Here is a 23,196-nt window from a genome sequence, read left to right as displayed (position 1 = left end):
GATTAATACAGAGATGAAAGTATCGAACCTAGACCATCTAGGGATCGTGGCAGGAATCATTGATGAGATGGGAATCGTAGAAGAAATAAACACGATAATCGGGAGAAGCTCAAGGGAAAAAGTAAGCGCAGGGATAATCGTCAAAGCAATGCTCCTGAATGGATTAGGATTTGTATCAGCCCCCCTGTATATGTTTAGTAAATTCTTTGAAGGAAAAGCAACCGAGCACTTATTGGGAGAAGGAATAACAGCCGAGCAAATCAACGATGACCGCATCGGACAAGTACTAGATGACTTACATGAAGCAGGGCTAAGTGAGACATTTTTAGGAATCAGCCTGAAAGCAGTAGCAAGATATGAAATCAAGGTAGAAACAGGACATATAGACTCAACCTCATTTCACGTAGATGGGGAATATGGCAGAGAGGAAGAAGGGAGTATCGAAATCACCCATGGATATTCACGTGACCATCGACCCGACCTGAAGCAATTTATGATGAACCTGATCTGTGTAGGAGATGGAGACATCCCCGTGATGATGGAGGTAGTAAGTGGGAATCAAGCCGACAAAGCAAGATTTGCAGGATTATTACAAGAATTCAAGGAACAGTGGACATTTGAGGGAATATGAGTAGGCGATGCAGCACTATACAGTGAAGAAAATCTGGTAGCAATGACAGGACTAAAATGGTTAACCAGAGTGCCATTGAGCATCAAAACCGCCAGTGAAATGTTGTCAAGCACAACTAACCTGCAAGAAAGTAAATTTAAGGGATACAGTACAGTCGAAACTGTGAGTGAGTATGGTGGGGTAAGGCAACGATGGATATTAGTTGATAGCCAAGCAAGACGTAAGTCAGACATCAAAAAGTTAGACAAAAAGCTTGAGCAAATTCAACAAAACTGTTATCAAGAGTTACAGGTTTTGGCGAGACAGGATTTTGCCTGTACTGCTGACGCGATCGCGGCGGCTGAAAAATTATCAATCCAGATGAAATGGCACCAACTCGACCATATTCAGACAGTAGAAAAACCACATTATGCAAAACGGGGTAAGCCACAACCTGATGCTATACCCACCAGCATTAGGTATCGGATTACCGCGACGGTAATTCCTATAGATTCAGAAATCTTGGCTCAGCGACAGCGCTGTGGCAGGTTTATTTTAGCCACGAATATTCTTGATTCCTTACAATTCACGGCTGATGATGCTTTACGGGAATACAAGGCTCAGCAGGGAACTGAGCGTGGTTTTCGTTTCCTCAAAGATCCTTTGTTTTTTACTTCCAGTGTTTTCCTCAAGTCTGCTAAACGCATTGAGGCTTTGGGCATGATTATGGTGCTTTGCTTGCTCGTTTATAATTTAGCCCAACGACAACTCAGACTTGCCTTAGCTATCGCTCAGGATACTATTCCTAATCAATTGGGTAAACCCACTAATTCGCCAACTTTACGTTGGGTCTTTCAATGTTTTATGGCGGTTCATTTAGTTTCTTTTCAGGGACTCACTCAAGTTGTTAATTTGTCTCCTCCTCGCCTTCATATTTTGAAATTCTTTTCTTCAGCCTGCCAACGCTACTATCTCCTTCCTGCGCCTCTTTCATAATTGTTTTTCCACTTCCATTACGAGCGGAATGTGGGATAGAACTGCATCATATATTGCCATTAATTGCTGATAGTTAGTAGAACGGGTGTAAAGTTCTTGGTAAGTCTGATATGCATTCTTACCGATAGTGCGCATTGCTTCAGGATTTGTGCCACACCAGTATAGTTTTTCAATCCATGCGCTCAGGCGATCGCTGGGAATCAGAAATCCATTATACTCAGGAGTAATTAACTCTGCTAAAGCCCCCATTTCGGAAGCGAGAACGGGTTTCCCACAGGCAAAAGCCTCAACTACAACCCGCCCAAAGGTTTCATACCATTGGGAAGGAACAACGATTGCGGTTGCCGTTTGCATAACTTCTGCAATTTGGGAAGGTGGTAAGTATCCTAAAAATTGAACATTTGTAAGACCATAATCCTTCACAAAGCTCTGTAAAATAGGCTTCTGATCACCTTCTCCAACAATTTTTAACTGCCAATCAGTTCTATTCAATTCTACCCATGCTTTTAATAAAGTGATTACACCTTTCTCTGGAGATAATCTACCAACAAATAGAAAATTAATTGTGTCAGAATATCTCGGGTTTAGTTCTACATCTTGTTGTTCTCTATTATTGGGATTACTGGGTGGATTAATTCCAGAGGGTTTTACATGCAGGCGATCGCTAGGAATACCAATTTCTATAAGTTTTTGCGCTGCAAAATGGCTAGGCGTAATAAATGCATTGACATCCTGCGTCCAAGTGCGTCGCCATCGGTTGAATGTCACCATTGTCCAAACAGCAACGGAAGCAACCAGAGATTTACGATAACAGCCATAAACTATTCCCCGCCAAGGATTTCGCCCAACACAAGCTTCACAGATTTTACCATCCTTGAGTAAATATCCATTTAAACAACCTAAACGGAAGTTATGGAGATGTTGCACTGTGGAGATATTTAGTGATCGCGCCGCCGCATGGACAGAAGGAGAAAATAGGGGAAAGAAGTTCTGAACATGGATGAGATCGGGCTTGAGTGTTTGGAATTGCGATCGCATCTCGCGATACACCTTAAAATTCCAAGCCGTTTCTACAAATAATTTAAGTTTTTCGAATTGAGAAAAAGCCTTAATAATGTCATTGTGAACTTCAATCAGCGTCACTTGATGACCGTATTCGCGCAATAGTTCTACATCAGCATCAGTCGATACATCTTCACCGCCAACATATTGATAGCGATCATGAATCATCACAATATGCAGTGGTTTAGACATAGAAACGGATTACCCAAGAAGTTGCTTTAATTATAAATAGTGGTAAGCCAGTTAAATAACCATATTTATAGGTATGGTAATAAAACTGCGTCGGTAAATGATAGGGAGATTTATAGTCCCAGAAAATTGACTTAAAAGTATATTTTCTAAGTTTTTGGATGTAATTAGTAAAGTTATGAATCGGATCTTTTTCCTCGGCTAATATTACTTTTGCACTCCCTAAGATATAAGCTTTAAATCCTGCTCTAGTGGCTTTGAGTACATACATTCCATCTCCTGCGTATTGGCGAAATTTGATAGCATCGGGTGCGCCAATTTCTTTAAATATACTTGCGGCGATACCAACACAATAACCACTTAAGCCATCAACTGCTACCGTTTCATTTTCTAAGGCTTTGATTCTTTGTCGTCCCTTAAAACCTGTCTCTACTAGCTGTCCTGTTTCCACATAGCAAGCTGCGCCAACAATTGAATTGGGATACTCTTGCAAAAAATTTACTATTAAATCTAACGTATTCATTGCAGGTAAACTATCATCATTTAACCAGATAAAATTCTTGGCTCCTCTTTCATAGGCATAGGTCATGCCTAAAGCCATAGCCCCTGTCCACCACAAATTACCATCACCTTTGAGAATAATCACTTCAGGATAGTTTGCGGCAACTTCTTCGGATGTGCGATCGCTCGATCCATCATCCACAACAATCACCTGATATTTCTGCAAGTCACCATTAGTTTTTAAATTCTCTAGACAAACCAGAGTAATAGACTTACGATTATAAATGGGAATAATAATATAAATTGACTGTTTCATATATTCACAGCTCGATTAGCTAAAATTTCTTCAAATAAATTCAAGTAACGCTTTGCTTGTAGTTCTAATGAAAACTCTTTTTCTGCTTTCTCTCTGGCTTGATGCGATAGTTTGAGATAACGAGATCCGTCTTCTAAAATCCAGCTAATTCCTTTGGCAAAGTCATCTGTATCAAAAGGTTTTGCCAGATAGCCATTGTATTGATGAGTAATCATGTCAGACATTCCTCCTATGTCAAAAGCGACGACAGGAATCCCACAGGCGATCGCTTCAAGGACGGTGTTTGCAAGGTTGTCTTGTAGGGATGGGGCAACGAATACATCGGCGGCACTATAAATCAAAGCAAGGGCGACATCATCACTCAGTTTACCGAGATAATGGGAGTTTAGTCCAAAATCTAAGGGAGACTTGGGCTGGGAGGCTCCCATAATCAATATTTCTGTAGGAGATTCTGTAATATCAAGCGATCCTCGTAGTTTTTGTAGGGCAGGCTGTAGCAAATGTAATCCCTTGCGGTGATCGCTAGTTGCACTCATCGCCCCAAACAGGATTAGCTTCGAGTTTAGCGGCAAGTTCAAAATTTGTCTGGCGAATTGACGATTAATGGATTTATAGATTCCTAAATCTAATCCATAGGGAATTACATCTATCGCTAGATTTGTAAATAGGGAGCTAGATTCTGCACATTTAGCCAACCAACGACTAGGTGTAACGATACGAAAATCAATATTTTGCCAATATTTAGACTTTTGCTGCCAAATTTGACGCGATAAATCATTTTCTTTCTGGCTATGGAGTTGTGGACAATTGCCACAGGATTGTCGATAGAGATCGCAGTCAAAACTATAGTGGCATCCCCCCGTAAAAGCCCACATATCATGTAAAGTCCAGACTAGCGGCTGCTTGAATTGGCGAAGCGACTTAATTGGCATAAATCCATCGCAAATCCAATGTAAGTTAATTATTTCTGGAGCGGTTTCAATGATTAAGGAATCTAGTGAGTTGGGCAACCATTGAGGAGAAAATACGGTGCAATCTCGTTTAGGGTATAGATGTAAAGGCAATCGATCTAGAGTTGGTCTAAGTTTAGCCAATCCTTTTGAGAATTTGCTGCTACCCGAAAGAACTCTAAAGTCATCACTCAACTTAGTTTGCACTAGTATTTGGCTATCAATTTGCAAACCCTGCAAACCTCGATGTAATCTATATGCCGAACGTGCCGCGCCACCTCCAATATCATAGCTACTACATAGCAAAACTTTCATGGTTTACAAGCTTCTATAAAAAGTGAGTCTGGTTTCCGAACCTTACCATCGATTACATCCAAGCCATAGCTATTAAAATCAGGGATGCGACTTTCGTGAGCTTGACATACCCTAATATTTACAAATCCACATTCTTCTAGCAATATGGCTAAGGAAAAGCGATCGTACATCCATTGGTGAATCTCTCCTGAGTTGCGAAATAGTCCTATCTCAAAGGCTTTAGCACTTTCTTTACCTGCAATTAGGAGTACCAAAAACTTGGCGATCACAATTCTTAGTTTCTGAACTAACCACCCAAACTTTTTAGAACTTAACTTCTTGATTAAATTTGGTTTGCCACTTAAATGCTCTCTTTGCTTTTCCCAAAATTGTTCAGCTTCATAACCGATGCGAGAAAGAATAAATTCACGATTTAATAAGTCAGAACGTGATAAATATTTACCCATCTCACCACCGTCAAATTCACGCACCATTTGATCAAAAAGCTCTAACATCATCCATTCATAATCCGCCTGAGCTTCTATATTTCCCGATAGAGATCTCTCTAATGCTAAAAGATAATTTCTAGCGATCGCCTCTAAATCTGGTACTGCAAGCCTGATAATCCCACTCGGCCTTAAAACACGTAGGCACTCAGTCAGAAGTTTTTTTGCTTCATTTTGTGTAAAATGCTCAATTAGATGAGAACTATAACAAACATTAAAAGTATTAGAGTCATAAGGAATTCCATGACGAAAATCCCAGGCGATGACATTAGGTGAACTCGAAACCAGATCAAGATTAATCCAGTTCAGATGATAGACGTTTCCACAACCTATATTAACAAGTAGCATAAGATTTATGTGTTAACTTTTCGATAAACAGCTAAAACTGAGATACCCCTTGGTGAAAATATAGGATCGCTAAGCCCTTGTGCAAGTATTTTGTTCAGTCCTTTCCCAATAAAGGAAACTATTGAGTTATTCCAGGTAAAGTCAATGTTTTTAACTTTTTGTTTAAAAGAATCCGTCAGAGATCTCCTTAAAATAGCTTGGATATACATTTGCCTATGAGCTAATTGAAGAGGTTCATGTAGAATTTCAAGAAGTTCTATATCAAAATATTTTACAAGGCTACTCAATGCTTTATCAGTCCAACGTGTTACATGATGAGGGGGCATATCCAGTGAAAAATTTGTCGTATATCTCGAAAAAGAATCAAAACTAGGAACTGAGAAAATTAGCAAGCCATTGGGCTTGAGACAACGAAGACTTGATTTAATAAATGAGTCAATATTAGACACATGCTCTAACACCTGAAAAGAACATACCACATCGTATTCTTCACTATGATTAGATTCATGAACTTGAATAGATTGATTGAGAACTGTTATACCTAATGCAGTTGCAGTTTTGCTCGCCTTTCGACTAAATTCAAGCCCTATATATTTTTTAGCTGACATCTTACTTGCAAAAGCACCTTTACCACAACCAATTTCAAGTACTGAGTCTGACTCCCTAATAAACTTAGATGCATATTCATATTCATTCTTGTCATCCAAGTAGTACCAATCAAAAGATTGCATATGGTCATAAAATTTTTCTGAACCACATATAGATGGATAGAAAAAATATAAATCTGATTCATCACAATGATACAAGCCAATTTCCTGAATTCCTTGCAACTCTTCCGTAATATCAAACTGAAACTGTTTATAGATCTTTACCAAATCGACAGTTTTAATAATTTCTACAAGAGATACATTAGAAGACTTAGTTAATGGGGATAAAACATCCATAATGTTAATATATAGTCATCCTTATAGATGGCAAATTAAATTAAAGTTTTTTACCTATTACAAATTATTGTTATAAAATCTAACTATAATTTCTTTTAGTTCTTTCTTTAAATGTGATAATACACCGAACCGAAAAATACTCTTTTGCGTAAAATCATCGGATTGAGCATCGCGGATTACAAACTGTGGATGCATAAGCGGAAAAATTATTGTTTCTGTCGGTATATTAGCAAGGCGATCTACACTTTTTGTATGAGTAGCTTCAGTATTAAAGCCAATATTAGATACAAGATTTATATTAGGAAGAATAGTCAATCCGCTCTGCATCCAGCATGAAAAAAGCCACCTGTAAGCCCAACTATTAATCAAATCATCAAAAACAGACTGAAAGATATATTCCCAATAACTTATGGCATATTTAAAGTGTAAAATGTCTTTTAGCCAACCATTATCTCTCACCGTTGGCCATAGCTTCATTTCAATATCGTAGTGTTGCCATGCTCTACGCCAAGTAGCCCAACCCCAACAGTGAGTAAATGCAGAAAAATAGTAACTGTTTTCTGTACGTCTTCTCCCGAACTGAAAGTTGTTACCCGAAATCACCATAATTCGCTCATCATCTGCATATTGATTTAAGAGTTCTGAGCAGAAACGAAAGAAAGTTGGGTCTGGCAAACAATCATCTTCAAGAATAATTGCTAATTCAATATTATTAAATACCCAATCTAATCCACTAGAAACTCGCACCTTGCAGCCTAAATTAATATCCGAGTAATTTTTTAAAACATTACATTCCCAATCCACACCTTCAATAATTGAACGAGTAGCCTCACATTTTTCTACATCACTAAAGTGATCTGGACGTGGACCATCAGCTATAACAAGTAAAGTTTGAGGTTTTGCTTGACGAATTGCCTCAAATACAATTTTTGTAGTGTCTGGTCGATTAAATATTATAAAAACTACTGGAATTAATAATTGAGAGTCCATAACTAAAGATTAAGCTTATTTAAGAAAGGGGGAGAGACATATTAAAATCAAGTGTTAATTAATGATGATTTTTGCACTAGAATAATTTTACTATTCTCTAATGATAACTGCTAGATTAGAGCCAATTATTTTCCCATCCTCACTAATTACAATATAATTGAATTTGTCATCCCACGGCATCATATTCACAAAAAGATCGCGATTATTCCACACTAGATCCTGAAACGGATTCTGCCATTTAGAATGATACTGATGGAAGAAATAGTCAGTCCCCAAATCTCTTCTTTCGTTAGATTTCCATTCCATAAAAATCAAAGTATTTCCTAGTGCTTGGGTATGCCATTTATGATGATTAGGGATTTTTGTAAAGTTAAACATCGTATCTGATATTTTTGAAGGTGTCTCTATATAGCCACGCTTACCAATTCTCATTAACTCTTCACACGCTTGAGCAGGATCTTCTACATGCTCTAACACATGAGAACAATATACAAAATCAAATTCTTTATCTGCAAAAGGAGTTAACTCTAAATTACATACAGTAAATGGTCGATTATCGCGCTTAAGCTTCTCTCTTCTATGCGTTGTTTCGCCTTCATAGAAGTCTGCAAGATGTGTAGCTGAGGGAAAAGGATAACCTCCACTGCCAATATCTAAGACTTTATCTTCTTCCTTAATTTGAAAGTCTATGTATTGTTTTTGATAAAAATAGCGTCCCTCTTGAAGCCCTTTACCTTGTTTAAGGAGTTTAATATCTAAATGAAAGATATTTTGCCAGTAAATACCGATCCTGCGTTTAATCTTATCTATCATTGGTCTAACTTTTGTTGAATAATTTTTCTTTGATATTAGCGATCGCTAATTTAGGCGAAGTGAGCAACCTCCAATTCAAGGATAAAATGCAACGGGTTCTGATGAATAAATCCACATTAAGAACAGATTTTGCGTTCACTTTTTTGTTTGCTTGCATATAGACTCCCATAATTAGAAATATATTCATCTTTATAGTTAATATTTAAAGATTTAAAGTCGCTATGATCTCCATATAGTGGGCAGGGAATGAGCTTTAAGTTATTTATCTTTGTAGTTTAGAATAAATTTCTGAAATGATCGACTATAATCCTTGATTAATTCTGATAAATTACTATTGTTGATATTTTGTAACTCAACTTTTTGGTAACTTCCTCCAAATAAACTATTAGTAAATTCTAGTTCTAGTACAAGTCGATCGCCATGTTTTAGTGGTTTTCCCTTATGAAAGCATAAAGTATCGCCCGCGATTATAGTGCCCTTGGGAGCAGTAACTTCAATAAATTTCTCTTTGGTATAAAACTTGACAATGTCTTCATCAGGTATTCTTGCATAGCCAAGCTTTAAAAGCTCTTTAGGTTTACCACCAATTTGATGAGAACCTGCAATATAACAGTGGGGACCATTATCGCTTGTTACATCAGTCAAATAAATAAAAAACTTCAGCCATTTAATTCTATCCATATCAAAGTGATAAAGTTGAGCGGAGTCAGTACAAGCTGTCTTTGACAAAGCAGTACTCCACCACATAGTGACAATATCTAAAATTGGTTGAGTTTCGAGATAAGCTTGGGCGATCGCTAAAATAGACAAATCTGCCATTAACGCTTGAATATCTGGATTGGCGATTAAATCCTCTTCTTGTAACCAGTATGTAACGGCAATGGGATTAGTGCGATCGTAAATTGCCATCTTTATATCTGTGTCTAAAGCTCCTCTCAGATTACATTCTTGAGTAAACGCAAGAGAAATAAGCTTATCGCATACACCTACAGACAAAAGCCGATCAAAAACATAATATCCATCTTTCCTAATTTCTTGAATAACCCTACTTATTTCCACACTATCTAGATTGCCTAACACACCGTTTGCGTGAGGAAATATATAGGGATGTCGTTGTAATTTCAAAAGCCATGATAGAAAAGCATTAGAGTATCCATTGGTTAAACAGTAGAGACTTATCATGCTGAGATATGCTTTCTCAGGAGTTATACCAGTTCTTTGATAAACAAATGCCCCTTTAATAAGCGATGTGATATTAATTAAAACTTTAAGTGATTTGAGCCATGATTTGAGCTTTTTCTTTAACAACATAACTATTCATTGATTAGTTTCAGTAATTTTTCTCTTAATGTGTTTGCTTGCACTAAAGAAGGATAATGCCTGTAAAGAAACTTAATCAAACGTATAACCTCTTCTTTTATGTATAGAGCTTCTTGCTCAGAGGAAACAACTTCGTGATCTGTTTGAGGTAAATCAAGCATTGTCTTTTTGCCTTCAGTGATCAAATAGTTTATTTGATTTCTAGATTTTAAACAGCTAGCTCGATTTTGACACTCATTAGTTCGCTGATTATAATTGTGTTTTAGCTTATAATCTGATGATAACTTAGCTCTAGCCTTAGTATAAAACTTTTTAACTATACTTAATGGTGATATGTGTTTATTTCTACTTTGAATGCTTGATTCTTCAGAGGTAAAACTTTCAGAGATATTAAATGCACATCGTTCTAGTTTTAAGACATGCCAACGATATCCCTGCCGCATTCTTTCAAAATTCCATCCATCAGCTAAAGCTTCATCAATTTTAGAGAAAAAGTCATTTTTACTAGTAGCAACATAATGTAAGTCAGGTGGATAAGATACCAGTTCGCGTGAATAAATAACGACTGGAATTCCTAAGAAGCTCACTTCTTCACCAGCACTAGACCAGGCATTAAGAAATAAATTTGTGTGTTCAGCCAAGTCATAGAGTGATATGTTGTCGCTTGGATAATTGGCTCTGACATTTTTAGGCAAATTTTGTAATAACTCTTGTATAGCTAAGGCATGTGCTGACTTAACTGAATCTCTACGGTTAGGAAACTCCCGAGGATGTACTCTAACAATCAAAAATAAATCAGGACGACTTTCAGCAAAATCAACTAATGACTTAATCCAATCGATTTGCTTGGGAAATATTAAATCATATTCATTAGATATGACTCCAACCGTCTCAGCTGCAAATATTTCATCATAGCTGCTCATAGTTGCGACAAGAATCTTTTGATTTTCTTGAATCCCAAAATGGAATCTTATATCTATAGGTTTACCTTTTCTAGGTGACGAATACACTAAGAAATGCTGACCATCTAATAAGCTCAAAACATGATCTGTTACTTTTTTGATGAGTTTCTGGGAACAAGCCTGATTCTGGTATATATCCCAATAATTTAGAAGTTCTTGGTAAAAAGCAAAAGTAGAATTTTTGCCAATCAAAACTGTTTCGAGTCTATCTGATAGATTTGCTCCAGCATGTAAAAAATAAGTTGAGATATTTTGACGTTTTGCTAGCTCCAGAAAAACGCGGTTGACTGAGTAAAGTGAATTATAAGTAATTATTCGATCTGGTTTTTCTTGTTCTAAAATGTGGCGACAGGCAATAAAAGAAGATAATGTATTTTTTAAAGCTGTAAGGTAACTTGACCATTCATCATCAGAAAATACTAAGTTGGATTTTTTATATTTCAATAAGACTTCATAAAGAGCAAATCTTCCTATCTCTATATTTTCTATTGATAGATCTAAAAAATTTTCTTTGGTAACTTTGCTAATAGTGGATTCAATTAAACTAACATCATCTAAAGTTAATTTATCTATTAAGTCATACCCTTCAAGGTGAAAGTTTTGGCGGATTACCTTTTTGTTAGTATTACAAGTTATGCAGATATTTTTTTTGTCTATAGTAGAAGATTCTTGTGATAGTCCAAATGCACTCATACAAATACAATAGTTATTAAACACTTCACCGCAAGTTATGTAAATGACTTCATGTCCTTCCTGTTGTAATGCTTCGGCTATAAGAGCTTCAGGAAAAGCATGAACCCAAATGGCTGTATGAGGAGCAAAAAAAATGATTTTCAGACTATTTTGCATTTTTGGTAAGCCTTCTTGATGTGCTATTGAGACATTACTTGGAATTCTTTGTTTTGTGATATGAGAAAGTCGTAAGTTCCCATATCCGCCACGGTACCATCTTTAATCAAATAGAGTTGATCGCAGTTTTTGACAGTAGTCAGGCGATGAGCAATCATAATCATCGTTTTATGTCCGCTCATGGCTTCTAAAGCCTGCATAAACTCTCGCTCGGTTGTATTGTCTAAAGCAGCGGTAGCCTCGTCCATGATAATCACTTCTGGATTATGATATAGCGCCCTTGCGATGCCAATCCGCTGACGTTGACCACCCGATAAGCGAATTCCACGCTCACCAACTAGAGTATCTAGCTGATCAGGTAAACTAATCACTAATTCTTCTAACTGAGCCGCTTTGAGAGCATCCCATACTTGTTCTTCTTTAATTTCATCGGTGAGTAAACCAAAGGCGATATTATTACGAATTGTGTCGTCGGAAAGATAGATACTTTGAGGAATATACCCAATTTGTTGTTGCCAACTTTCAAGATTAGTCAGAATATTTTTACCATCAACTAGGATTTCGCCTTGGCTAGGTATTAGTAACCCTAAAAGAACATCAATAAGTGTTGTTTTACCCGATCCTGATGCTCCGACAAAGGCGATCACTTGTCCTTTAGTAATCGATAGAGAAATACCGAACAGTGATGGCTTGGAAGCATTGGGGTATTGATAATAGATATCTTTCACTTCGATTGACTTTTGAAATAGGTGTGGTGGTGGTTGAGATGATTTGGCTAATGATCTAGAAGTTGATTTAGGGTCTAAAGGTATGAGATCACGATAAATCAAATCGACCGCATCTTTAGAATAACGAATAGTCGTAATTGTAGAGATAATGCGCTTAGCGGATGGCATCAAACGTAAAGCCGCGATCGCAAATAAAGACAGCATTGGCAAAATAGACTGAATCGCTCTACCTTGGATGAGACTAAACATCACAATTAATAGCACAGCCGCAATTAATACTGTATCGATAAATAGATTAGGTAATTGAGTGGCAAGCCCCAAAAAGAAATTGGCTTTACCAAAGGCTTTTGTACTTCTTGTAAATGCATCCAGAAAAAATTTTTCTCGACCTAACACCTTAGTTTCCTTGATACCTCCAAGACTTTGATTAACCCATTGCACCATCTGCCCACTTTGCTTTTGGCGAATCAATCCTTGACCACCCATCTGCTTGTGAATCATTCTATTTAGCCCAAATATCGATATCCCCAGAAACACAGCAGCGATCGCCGATGATATAGGTTCAGCGATTGCTAGTAAAAGCACAATACAACTCATTACCATCATCTCAGTAATTAAAATCAGCATTGGCACAATTACACCTGAAAAAATCAATGGAATTTCAGCAGTAACATTGCGAACTAAATCGGCTGAATTTCTTTGAAGATGGAATGTATAAGGACTATTTAAATATGATTTTAGGAGGCGACTAGATAGAGCAATTTGCTTTTTGTATAGAAAGTAATATTGCCAGTAGGTCAGAATCGCAAGGTAAGCATTTTTAAATAAATACATACATAGAAGCGCTATACTTACCCATAACAGAAATATTTGATGAGAGCTTGCTCCTAATTGGTGATAAAGCCAACTTAAGACTTGCTTCTGTTCGATAATTTCAGGATTGCCTAATAAAGCGACAAATGGTGGAATTAGCCCAACACTTATTGTCTCTAATCCTGCACCGATAAGCATCATTAGAAATATTATCCCAATCTGTATTTTTTCGCGATCACTAAATAGATAAAGAGTTTTTCTAAATAATTTATTCATGTTCTAAGCTAATATTTCCCAACTCACAGGAGTTCCTTTTTTAATATCTTGATTTACTATTTTCCCCAATAAAACATCATAGTATTTCGGTGTTAATCCTAAACCTGGGCGGATAGCTTTGAGATTTTTGGATGTTAACATATCGCCTTTTTTTATATCTTGAATAATGTATAGCGATCGCCGATACATTAATGATTTGGTCTCAGATTCAGTTACCCCATAACTAATCTTACCCAAAGATAACCATGCTCTCTCAGTTTCAATAACTAATTGGCGCATTTCTTCTGGTTCTATGGAGAAAGACGAGTCCACGCCGCCATCAGCGCGACTTAACGTAAAGTGCTTTTCGATTACCGTTGCGCCCAGTGCTACGCTAGCAACAGCCACACCAATCCCCATAGTGTGATCAGATAATCCCACCTGAGTGTCAAATAAGTTACGTAAATGGGGGATTGTCAAAATGTTAGTATGCGCTGGTTTCGCAGGATAGTTACTTGTACATTTAAGCAGCACTAGATCTTCACATCCTGCGTCTCGGACTGTTCTGACAGTTTCATCTAGTTCGGCGATGTTTGCCATGCCTGTTGATATGATCATCGGCTTGCCAGTACTGGCAACCTTCCGTATTAGCGGCAAATCAATATTCTCAAAGGAGGCAATTTTATAGCATGGCACATCTAAAGATTCCAAAAAGTCAACAGCAGTCTCATCAAATGGGGTACTAAAGCCAACTATTCCTAATTCTTTGCAGCGATCAAATATCGGTTTATGCCATTCCCAAGGTGTGTAGGCTTGTTGATAGAGTTTATAGAGAGAATTGCCTTGCCAAAGACTTTGAGGATCGTTAATAAAAAACTCACCTTCATTGATATCTAAAGTCATTGTGTCCGCAGTGTAGGTTTGGATTTTGAGTCCATGAGCGCCAGTTCTGGCTGCGGCTTCCACAATTGCTAAGGCTCTTTCTAGAGATTGATTGTGATTGCCTGACATCTCCGCAATTATGAAAGGAGCATAATCTGTTCCAATTTTTTGCCCCTGAATTTTAATAGCTTTCATCTTATTGAATGCCTACCTAATATAAATGCTTCTGCTGCCTTTACCCCAATGGTAGCACCTCGCCAACGTGCCAAATATTCTACAGCTTCTAGCGATCGCGGATGAGGATAAGAACGCATTTCCGATTCATAAGCTTCTAGAGCTTCAAGTTTGAGAACAAGCGTTTCTGAAATGTCGACAAACCAGTTAGGTGTGAAAGGTAGCGCAGATGATGTCGTTTGCCATTCTGTACTAGAAGGAATTTCAAAAAACAGCAATGTATGAACTGGATGGTTTGGGATTGGACGACAAGCTGTTACAACTGCTTGGTGAATACAACGATGATCAATATTTACATCTCCACTGTGATGGGTATAAACAATCTGTGGCTGATATTGCTCAATTGATTTTTCAATAAATTTGACGATATCTAAAAGCTCACAACTATCCATTCGATTATCAGGAAAATCATGCATGGATAAAGAGCTTACTCCCAATACATGGCTAGCTTTATTTGCTACAATTTCTAGAGCAGATAACTCAGCTTGAGAATCATCCCTATTTCGTTCTGATTTTCGACTGGTCACACCCTCCGCTAATATCAAAATATGAACTTTATCACCTTGTTGAATATGTTTTGCGATCGCGCCGCCACATCCAAGCACTTCATCATCAGGATGAGCTGCAACAACTAAAATATTCATTATTGTATTTTCTGTAAAGGAGTAATAACTACATCTGCGACAATATGACCATCATATAAAGCTGATCTTCTAAAACTATATTGGAAGCCTTGATGCTGAATGTATGCATGAGGATATCCTTTAGCATCTAACATCCTAATAAAATCATATAAACTCTGAAGAGATTGCATTTCAGGAATTTCACTTTCAGCAGGTTTACGGCGTTTAAAAAGTGTCACTTCGCCCTTTTGCTCGACTGGACATGGTTCATTTTGAATAATATATTTAATCATTTGAGCAGAAAGATAAGTGGCGCGAATATAAATTTCTTCTGCATTACCAGCCAAGCATAAATTTTCTTGATAATAAATTGCACCAGCATCCAGTTCTTGAGTCATTCGTAATGCAGTTAGTTTGGTGTTTTGATAACCTTGGATAATTAAATTTTGTAATGGACTACCTCCTCTTCCATAAGGCACATCCGTCATGTGAAAACAGACACATTCGTACTTATTAATTAACTCGTCAGGAACTTTCCAAGACCAGTGTAGAAAGAAAACATAGCGTGGATTTATTGTGCTAATTTCATCAATATTTAGCATTTCTGGCAACTGTATAAAATGCCATTTGCCTTGATAATTTTTAATGATTTCATTGTAAATTCGATGATTCCAAGGCTTGCTACCAACGACTATATAATTATTCATTGTTTTTTATGGCAATATAATGTAATGCAAAATATTTTTCTCGAATTTCCTCTATGCCAATATACCTAAAACCAGCTTTTTGAAATGATTTTATGGATGCTTGATTGTCAGATTTAATAAATGCGTTAATAGATTTGACAAGTGTATGAGCAAATAAATGTTCGACTGCTAATTTAATTAAATGACTTGCATAGCCTTTGCCTCTTTCTTGTATGTTAATACTAATATCTACTTCTGCTTGTAACTGATTATTAACATCAAAACGGATTTGACCTATTGGTTTATCGTGATTGTTTAATGCAATGAAGTAGTAACAGTTTGTTAAATCAAGCTTATTTGTAAACCACTTTACATGCTCTTCCCATGAAATTAGATCTGAGAAAAAAGAAGCCGATCTAACTGCTGGATCATTTACCCAATTCCATAGGGTTTCACAATCTTGCTCATTAACTCTTCTTAATTTTAAAAATTCCTCTGGTAGACACATCAGTCTTATATTCTTTTGAAACTAGGATAACATATTAGCCATCTTTGATGTGACGTGCCTCGCCCCATATCCATTGACTAATTTTTTCCCTTTTTGGCTCATTTCTTCTCTCTTGGATTGATCATATATGAACTCCTGCACGACCATTCCAATTTTTTCGAGCGTTATTTGCTGATACCAACCTATATGAATAACAATGCCTTGAGTATCTAATTCAGTAGCGATCGCCTTTTGATTATCTGCTACAGTGATCACTAAACTCGGCAAACCCATAAATGCTAATTCCCAATTGGTTGATCCACCTGCTGCGATCGCCAGATCAGCCCAAGCCATCAACTCAGGCATATTGCTAACATTGCGTTGCAAAGAGATTGCTAGGCTTGAATTGGAAACCTCTTTCTGTAAAACCTCATGATGAGGATTAGTGCCTCCAATTACAACAATGGTTTCTAAATCATCTTTATTTAACCAATCTAAAGCTTGAATTACTTTAAGTGTCACATTGTCAGGATCACTTCCTCCAAATGTAACCAATAGCTTACGTGTGATCGGGTTTATTTCTCTTTGCCAATTTTGCCATTGCCAAAATTCTCGCCTTAATAAAGCATACTGTGTGCCTAACAATAACTGCGTGTAGGTTTCTCTATTTCGATATAAATCTTTATTATTTACTACAATATTTTGGTTTAAGACTAGATCGGCATAGTAATGTTCTGCGTGACCATAATCATCAAAGACTAATAGTCTAATACCAAAATCCTTGATAGCTTTTTGATATTTTGCCCTAAAGTGATATCCATCTACAACTATCCATTGAGCATTAAATTTTTGAGCAAAATCTACGGTTTGATTTGCATCTTCATAGCTCCCAGTTTCAGCTAATAAATAAACAACTTTTATTCCCTCTGATAGCAATCTATTTTCTAGGGCAGTAGATTTATTGGCTAATATAAATATTACCTCTCCTCCTTTATCCTGCCATGCCTGCGCTAATGCTAAGCAACGCATCACATGCCCTGTCCCAACTTGGATAGAAGCATCAGCCCGAATTATGATTTTTTTTATTATCATGCGAATATAGTAATAAAAAAGTTCTAGTCTTTGTCGTTAAGCATCAATAAATATGAATATTAACGAGATCTCGCTATATCAACAAGACTTTTATGGCTGGACACAGTGGCAAGTACAAGCCCTTGCACAGCATCAATTATCAGAATTGGACTGGCAAAATTTACAGGAGGAAATTCAAGCCTTGGGGAGACAGGAATATCGAGAATTGGTAAGTTGTCTTACTGTCTTGTTGGGGCATCTCCTCAAATGGCTATATCAACCAGAAAGGCGATCGCGCAGTTGGTTTCTGACAATTAGAGAACAGCGGCGTGCCATTAATCGACACTTGCTTAGAAATCCTAGCTTGAAAGCTCGAATAGTAGAAGCTGTAGAAGATGGCTTTGAGGCGGGAGTTGATTTGGCTTTGCGAGAAACAGATTTACCATTACGAACCTTTCCAGAAAATTGTCCCTACGAGTTTGAAGAACTTATTGCAGATAGCTTTGTCTGTGATACGAGCCAAGATTGGTCTTGACTTTAATTTAATCGTTTAAATCCGCTGTGACAGATGGGGCTTTTTAGGAGTGTCGCAATATCCCGACCTTCTTCACATTCAGCAATAACGCTAAATATTGGGTCAAGCGCTTCAAAATAGGCACTAACAATTTCTTGGGTGTGTTCCGTACAAACGTAAACGCTGGTTGCTGCAAGATATCCCTGAGCTAACATTTCTTGAGTGATCAGGGTTTTATAAGCTAAATGATTGGGACTAGCAAAGCCAAAGCAAATCAATGCTGGAATTCCTGCAATCTGGACATTGAGATTATGTTTTGCTGCTAGCTTTAGCCATCTTTCCCCGATCGCTTTTCCTGTTTTGGTAATCTGCTCCCAAGAACGAGTTTGCTCCATCACCTCTAGGGTTTTGAGTCCAGATGTTGGACCAATCCGTTCTGTCCAGAAAGTGCTACTAATAAATGTACTTTGGGCTGCTTCCATCACCTCCCGTCTGCCAATGGTTGCGGTGATGGCATAACCATTACCTAGAGCTTTGCCAAACATTGCCATATCAGGTTCCACACCATAGAGCTTATGCAAGCCCCCTAGAGTCTGACGGAATCCTGAAGTACACTCATCAAAAATCAGGACTATATGGCGATCGCTAGCCAGTTTTCTGACTTTCTCTAAAAAACCGTCCTTGGGTAGCTCACTGCGACATACTTCCATTTTGATTACCCCAATGTCATGAGCTTGGACTAAAGCCTCTAACTCATCGAAGCGATTGTAGTTAAATGTATAAATCGTATCTCTCAGAGACTCAGGCACTCCATTCGGTTCTAGTCCAGGCAATAAATGATCTGCTAAATTGCCTTCGTTACTCAGATTAGCCGCTAGATACCAATCATGCCAGCCATGATAGCCACATACAGCGACTTTTGATCTTCCTGAAGCCGCACGGGCGATCCTAATCGCGATCGCATTGGCTTCTCCTCCAGTACGCGCAAATCTGACCATATCTGCCCAAGGATGTAACTCTACCAACCGCTCGGCAAGATACACCTCTTCTGGGCAATTGAGCGTAGACATGTTTCCAGCATCAATGATCTTTCGTACAGCTTCGTCTACCTCTGGATGACCATATCCCAAAATATTTGTCCCAATCCCCATGATCGACATATCGATATATTCGCGCCCATCGAGATCCCACACATGGCATCCTTTAGCTTTACTAAAATAAGCTGGCCATTGTTCGGGCAAGAACATCTCGGTTCTCTTAGACAACAACATATTTCCACCTGGGATGACGCGCTTGGCTCGCTTCCAGAGCTTCTGTCCCTTACCAATGTTTGCTCCTTGATTACGGATTAAATGTTGATTTGCGGTAAATAGTTCTGGTTGATTTTGCTGTAACTCTAATACTTCTAACCAACTAAAATCACGACGGGGTGCAAAATGCTCAAATATATTTTTGATTACCTCAAAATCCTCTGGTTCATCAACTGTCCACCGCTTATCAGAGTGATTTTCAGTATGATTGATTCCCAGTAACCGAAACTTACCTGATTCTCTCAAATAAGGAGTAACATGCTCTCGTTCATAGGTTTGATCGGCTAATTCCCAAGCTTTAGCTAAAGCCTGAAAAGTAAAAACTTCGACATCTAATCCATCAGGATAGTTAGGTGGACTCACATTAGATAGATAATCGACCTGGGATTGCTGAAATGTGGTGATTGCGCGATCAACAATTGTGGGGTCGACCAGTGGACAATCTCCAGTAATCCTGACAACGGTTTCAGGTTGGACTATGCAAGCCGCTTGATAATATCTATCAAGGACATCATCTTCACTGCCTTGATAGACTTCATAGCCTAAGCCTTGAACATGATTTACCAAGGATTGATTATTTGTGTCTTGGGATGTGACCAAAATAATGCGATCCACTTGCTTGGCAAGTGCTAACCGTTTAAGTAACAACTCAATCATTGGCATACCCAAAATTGGTTGCATTACCTTATTAGGAAATCGGGTTGAACCCATTCGAGCTTGGACTATAGCTAAGGTTGTCATATCAACTGCCACCGTGCAGGGTTAATTAAATCTGGATCGTCACAGCAAAGTTTATCAGGAGGTTTTACTGCTTCTATGGTTGTGGCTGCCAAAATTTCTTGAAGTTGCGATAGGCTATCAACACCTACCACCACGCGATCAATGTCATGGTTAGAGAGAACAAAATGTAGACAAGCTTGTAAAGCTGTTAAATTGTTTGTATGCAGCCATTGTTCCCATTCATTCCAAATAGGTTGCCAACGATTAAAATAAGCTGGTCGATGGGAAGAATTCATCAATAGCAATCCTTGTAAAAATATTGACCGAACGTGAACTTCAACCCTTGCCACTTTAAGACGGGATAGCCATCCTGATTTCTCTAAACTGTGATCAAGAATACTAAATGGAGCCTGTACTAAATCAAATGCGAAGCGATCAAATAATTCTTTTAACTCAGTAGGACTATAAATCGATATACCGATCTTATTGACTAAGCCCTCTTGTTTAAGCAGGTTTAGAGCATTATGAAGTTCCTGCCCTTGTGGACTTAATAATTGCTGAGGACGATGTAACAACAAACCATACAACTGAGGAATCTGTAGTCGTTGAAGCGATCTATGCACAGATTCTCTAGCCCAACTCAATACATCATTAGTTGTGATTGGAAGTTCAGGCAGTTTAGAGACGACTTGCCAATCTTTTACCCCAATTTGTCCCAGACAATTTTCACTATCACCATAGGCGATCGCAGTATCTAGAGTGTTAATCCCTCCTATATGAGCATATTTTAAGATTTCTGTAGCCGAATTAAGGCTTACCTTTCCTTGTTGATTAGCCACTCCGTAGGGAATCCCAAACTGGACGGTACCTAAAGCGAGGCGATTTCTCATCATGTGTTAGTAACTTAAAAACTGGATGAATACTTAGTACTTTAATATTTACAAATCAACAGATCCTCACGAGTATTATTTAGAGGTAATCCATTTTTTTGAGGCAGTAAATATGTTTCCATACCCATTGAACGATAACGTAACATAAGATGTATGAGTAAGCTATCATCTATCTGATCATGGGGTTCCAGCCAATTAATCTGAGGAGATTCTTCGCCAGACCATTTTTTATGAAAAGCTTTACCTACCTCAGATGATAAAAATCTTTTCTTTTTGGGGAAATTTGGAATGTCCCCAATCAGCATCTGTCCACCATCTCGAAGAAGAGATAAAGCTTTATCAATAAAAGTAAATAGATTCTGATGTAAGTAGATGTGATGTATCACACTGTAGCAAATAATTACATCAACTTGTAAACTCCATTTATCGATAAATGACTGACTATGAGGAAATTCATGGTTAGACTTCTCTATCAATGAATCATCAGGAAGATTAGAAAGCATTTCTTCACTATCTACTAATACTAATCTACTGCCCATTTTTTTGCAGTAATCAATTAGCTGGAATGTTGGTAGACTACAGCCACATCCAATATCTAGGACAGTTTTTCCATGTTGATTTAAAAGTGATATTTTAGAAAGAATGTCAGGGAAAATGTTTTGTTCACTTTCTTGGCGATGCGGTGCAGCAAAGCCTACCTTTTCAAATGGAGATAGATTTGGATCGTTAGCAAGTTTCTTAAAATCATCAAATGAAAGCATTAATTATCTCTTTTAGATTGACTAGGATGTCTTAGTAGTAAGTGGGGGAAAAGATGTGATGCAAAGCCATGCTTAAATTCACTGATTGAAATTTCCTTTTCGGTTGGTTTAGGAGATTCTGAGATAAACCGACGGGAACCAAGTTTATACCACTTAATGTTGCGAGTTTTCATCTCTTCAATAGCTTTGTATTGTACAATATGTCCCAAAGAGTAATTATTAAATAGTTTGCGATCATAAGCGCCAACTGAATAAACTCCCTCGTCATGGCTGAGATTAAATAGTCCCCCTCCTACCATCTCGCCAATATTATTACGTAAATAAACTAAAAAAGCATTGCCATTTCTAATATGTTCTAGTTGTATATCCCAACTTGCAATAGAACGTGTTATGCGACCAGAAACTTGCAAATGTAGATTTCGGAATTCATCCCACACAGTTGTATTACTATTCTCTAACAGTTCAATAGACCATAAACGAGTTCCTACGGATACTAATGACTTATAACTTTTACGAAACCCGCTTTTGATGTCATTTATATGTGGAGAAATATCTAGATATAGTTCATGTCTTAGTATGGCTTCTGCACCCAGCCGCATAGATTCAACATGCCATTCGCTAAGAGAAATATTATTGCCAAAGGATTCAGAGCTTTGCCAAAAATCAATTTCAGTAAATTGAGCAATTGTATTAGCAATATCTAAGCATATTTTAACTAGCGTCTTGCGAGATTTCTTTGGGCAATCTTTTATGATCAGTGGAGGTAAAATGGGTAGTCCATGAGAACTAAGTATATACTGCTCATCTTTTAAAGACAGACTCAAAGGCCAGATTGCACTAGGAACATTATTCCAATAAATGATTAGAGAAATATCTAACCAGCATCCACCATGACCTTGTTGATAAATCCATTGGTAATCAATGCTTTCATTAGTATAATTGACTGGAGCATATGTTGATTGGGAAAGAACTTTATCCCAAAGCGAAATTTGTTCAGTTCTAAATTTAAACTGGACTCCATGTTGAGAAATCATTTCGCCAAGTAATTCCTTACTGGGATCAGTTTTTAGCATAGTTCAAGCTTGAGCTAGATTTGGATGTACAGAAAGTCTTTTGGATAAATTTCACTACTTTAATATTGCAATATTTTTGTTAGTCTAGGTTAAAGTTGTCCTAAGGGTGCTGGCTACAAATCTAGATTAATGATCTCTTCTAAATTAAAGGGGCAAACTTCAGGGGAGTTCTCATCTGGTAAATCGGTTTCAGCGATCCCTAAATCTCTGGCTTCAGACCAACTTACTATTATCGCCTCATCAAGACGAGACTTTAATCCAGAATTACATCGTAATGATGATTACCCAAATATGTTAGATCCTCGATAAGATGAGATACATCTAATTGATCAAACTTCTCATGACGCAGTAAATCTGATTAGGGACTTGCGAGAAAATAAGATACCAATCCAGATTTACCAGAATCGGTGGCGCGGCGGAGCCGCGCCACCGATTCTGGTTTTATATTTGGTACTTCATTAAATCGCAAGTCCCTTATTGATGCGCCTAAGTATAAAAG

20 protein-coding genes and 2 pseudogenes are annotated in these 23,196 nt (G+C 37.6%); 2 read left to right on the top strand and 20 right to left on the bottom strand.

Annotated features, from left to right (window positions below; all coding sequences use genetic code 11):
- Window positions 1-13: 13 nt before the first annotated feature.
- Window positions 14-1,606: pseudogene (locus PseudUWO310_RS18375) on the top strand (IS1634 family transposase).
- Here PseudUWO310_RS18375 and PseudUWO310_RS18370 read toward each other — a convergent pair.
- The 15 genes from PseudUWO310_RS18370 to pseG form a co-directional block, all read right to left on the bottom strand.
- On the bottom strand, window positions 1,601-2,860 hold the full coding sequence (locus PseudUWO310_RS18370) for a glycosyltransferase (RefSeq protein WP_142603851.1): 1,260 nt from the start codon (window positions 2,858-2,860) through the stop codon (window positions 1,601-1,603). The pseudogene PseudUWO310_RS18375 and the gene PseudUWO310_RS18370 sit on opposite strands and share 6 nt — an antisense overlap.
- Window positions 2,853-3,674, bottom strand: coding sequence for a glycosyltransferase family 2 protein (locus tag PseudUWO310_RS18365; RefSeq protein WP_142603849.1), 822 nt, complete (start codon window positions 3,672-3,674; stop codon window positions 2,853-2,855). Before PseudUWO310_RS18365 ends, PseudUWO310_RS18370 begins: the two co-directional genes overlap by 8 nt.
- A complete protein-coding gene (locus PseudUWO310_RS18360) occupies window positions 3,671-4,939 on the bottom strand; it encodes a glycosyltransferase family 4 protein (protein WP_142603847.1) in 1,269 nt (422 codons plus the stop codon). The genes PseudUWO310_RS18365 and PseudUWO310_RS18360 overlap by 4 nt, the downstream gene beginning before the upstream one ends.
- Complete coding sequence (locus tag PseudUWO310_RS18355) at window positions 4,936-5,772, bottom strand: class I SAM-dependent methyltransferase (RefSeq protein WP_142603845.1); 837 nt, start codon at window positions 5,770-5,772, stop codon at window positions 4,936-4,938. Before PseudUWO310_RS18355 ends, PseudUWO310_RS18360 begins: the two co-directional genes overlap by 4 nt.
- A 5-nt stretch (window positions 5,773-5,777) precedes the next feature.
- Window positions 5,778-6,716: a class I SAM-dependent methyltransferase gene (locus tag PseudUWO310_RS18350; RefSeq protein ID WP_142603843.1), complete on the bottom strand. Its 939-nt coding sequence runs from the start codon at window positions 6,714-6,716 to the stop codon at window positions 5,778-5,780.
- Window positions 6,717-6,773: 57 nt separating this feature from the next.
- Entirely contained in the window at window positions 6,774-7,706 is a 933-nt protein-coding gene (locus tag PseudUWO310_RS18345) for a glycosyltransferase family 2 protein (protein WP_142603841.1), read from the bottom strand.
- 90 nt (window positions 7,707-7,796) lie between these two features.
- Window positions 7,797-8,519: a class I SAM-dependent methyltransferase gene (locus tag PseudUWO310_RS18340; protein ID WP_142603839.1), complete on the bottom strand. Its 723-nt coding sequence runs from the start codon at window positions 8,517-8,519 to the stop codon at window positions 7,797-7,799.
- 258 nt (window positions 8,520-8,777) lie between these two features.
- A complete protein-coding gene (locus tag PseudUWO310_RS18335; protein WP_142603837.1) occupies window positions 8,778-9,830 on the bottom strand; it encodes a phytanoyl-CoA dioxygenase family protein in 1,053 nt (350 codons plus the stop codon).
- Between the two features lie 2 nt (window positions 9,831-9,832).
- Window positions 9,833-11,650 (bottom strand): capsule biosynthesis protein, encoded by a 1,818-nt coding sequence (locus PseudUWO310_RS18330; protein WP_142603835.1) that lies wholly within the window; start codon window positions 11,648-11,650, stop codon window positions 9,833-9,835.
- 23 nt (window positions 11,651-11,673) lie between these two features.
- Entirely contained in the window at window positions 11,674-13,467 is a 1,794-nt protein-coding gene (locus PseudUWO310_RS18325; protein ID WP_142603833.1) for an ABC transporter ATP-binding protein, read from the bottom strand.
- 3 nt (window positions 13,468-13,470) lie between these two features.
- Window positions 13,471-14,523, bottom strand: coding sequence for a pseudaminic acid synthase (pseI, locus tag PseudUWO310_RS18320; protein ID WP_142603831.1), 1,053 nt, complete (start codon window positions 14,521-14,523; stop codon window positions 13,471-13,473).
- Window positions 14,520-15,206 (bottom strand): PIG-L deacetylase family protein, encoded by a 687-nt coding sequence (locus tag PseudUWO310_RS18315; protein WP_142603829.1) that lies wholly within the window; start codon window positions 15,204-15,206, stop codon window positions 14,520-14,522. The genes pseI and PseudUWO310_RS18315 overlap by 4 nt, the downstream gene beginning before the upstream one ends.
- The gene (locus PseudUWO310_RS18310; RefSeq protein ID WP_142603827.1) at window positions 15,206-15,892 is read right to left on the bottom strand and encodes a methionyl-tRNA formyltransferase; all 687 of its coding nucleotides are present in this window, start codon (window positions 15,890-15,892) and stop codon (window positions 15,206-15,208) included. Before PseudUWO310_RS18310 ends, PseudUWO310_RS18315 begins: the two co-directional genes overlap by 1 nt.
- Window positions 15,885-16,379: a GNAT family N-acetyltransferase gene (locus tag PseudUWO310_RS18305; RefSeq protein ID WP_142603825.1), complete on the bottom strand. Its 495-nt coding sequence runs from the start codon at window positions 16,377-16,379 to the stop codon at window positions 15,885-15,887. Before PseudUWO310_RS18305 ends, PseudUWO310_RS18310 begins: the two co-directional genes overlap by 8 nt.
- Window positions 16,380-16,400: 21 nt before the next feature.
- Window positions 16,401-17,450: a UDP-2,4-diacetamido-2,4,6-trideoxy-beta-L-altropyranose hydrolase gene (gene pseG / locus PseudUWO310_RS18300; protein WP_142603822.1), complete on the bottom strand. Its 1,050-nt coding sequence runs from the start codon at window positions 17,448-17,450 to the stop codon at window positions 16,401-16,403.
- Between the two features lie 52 nt (window positions 17,451-17,502).
- On the opposite strand from pseG, the gene PseudUWO310_RS18295 reads away from it, so the two are divergent.
- Window positions 17,503-17,964, top strand: coding sequence for a DUF29 domain-containing protein (locus tag PseudUWO310_RS18295; protein WP_142603820.1), 462 nt, complete (start codon window positions 17,503-17,505; stop codon window positions 17,962-17,964).
- A gap of 2 nt (window positions 17,965-17,966) precedes the next feature.
- On the opposite strand, the gene PseudUWO310_RS18290 is transcribed toward PseudUWO310_RS18295, so the two are convergent.
- From PseudUWO310_RS18290 to PseudUWO310_RS23990, 5 genes and pseudogenes are all read right to left on the bottom strand, one after another.
- Window positions 17,967-19,994: an aminotransferase class III-fold pyridoxal phosphate-dependent enzyme gene (locus tag PseudUWO310_RS18290; protein WP_142603817.1), complete on the bottom strand. Its 2,028-nt coding sequence runs from the start codon at window positions 19,992-19,994 to the stop codon at window positions 17,967-17,969.
- Complete coding sequence (locus tag PseudUWO310_RS18285; protein ID WP_223805742.1) at window positions 19,991-20,863, bottom strand: aldo/keto reductase; 873 nt, start codon at window positions 20,861-20,863, stop codon at window positions 19,991-19,993. Before PseudUWO310_RS18285 ends, PseudUWO310_RS18290 begins: the two co-directional genes overlap by 4 nt.
- Window positions 20,864-20,904: 41 nt before the next feature.
- Window positions 20,905-21,624 carry a class I SAM-dependent methyltransferase gene (locus PseudUWO310_RS18280; protein ID WP_142603812.1) on the bottom strand — a complete coding sequence of 240 codons (720 nt, stop codon included), beginning with the start codon at window positions 21,622-21,624 and terminating at the stop codon, window positions 20,905-20,907.
- Complete coding sequence (locus tag PseudUWO310_RS18275) at window positions 21,624-22,697, bottom strand: FemAB family protein (protein ID WP_142603810.1); 1,074 nt, start codon at window positions 22,695-22,697, stop codon at window positions 21,624-21,626. The genes PseudUWO310_RS18280 and PseudUWO310_RS18275 overlap by 1 nt, the downstream gene beginning before the upstream one ends.
- A gap of 113 nt (window positions 22,698-22,810) precedes the next feature.
- A pseudogene (locus PseudUWO310_RS23990) lies at window positions 22,811-23,004 on the bottom strand (DUF29 family protein).
- Window positions 23,005-23,196 lie beyond the last annotated feature (192 nt).

This window comes from Pseudanabaena sp. UWO310 (genome assembly GCF_006861605.1).
Lineage (GTDB): Bacteria > Cyanobacteriota > Cyanobacteriia > Pseudanabaenales > Pseudanabaenaceae > Pseudanabaena.
This window is presented reverse-complemented; position numbering and strand designations above follow the sequence as displayed.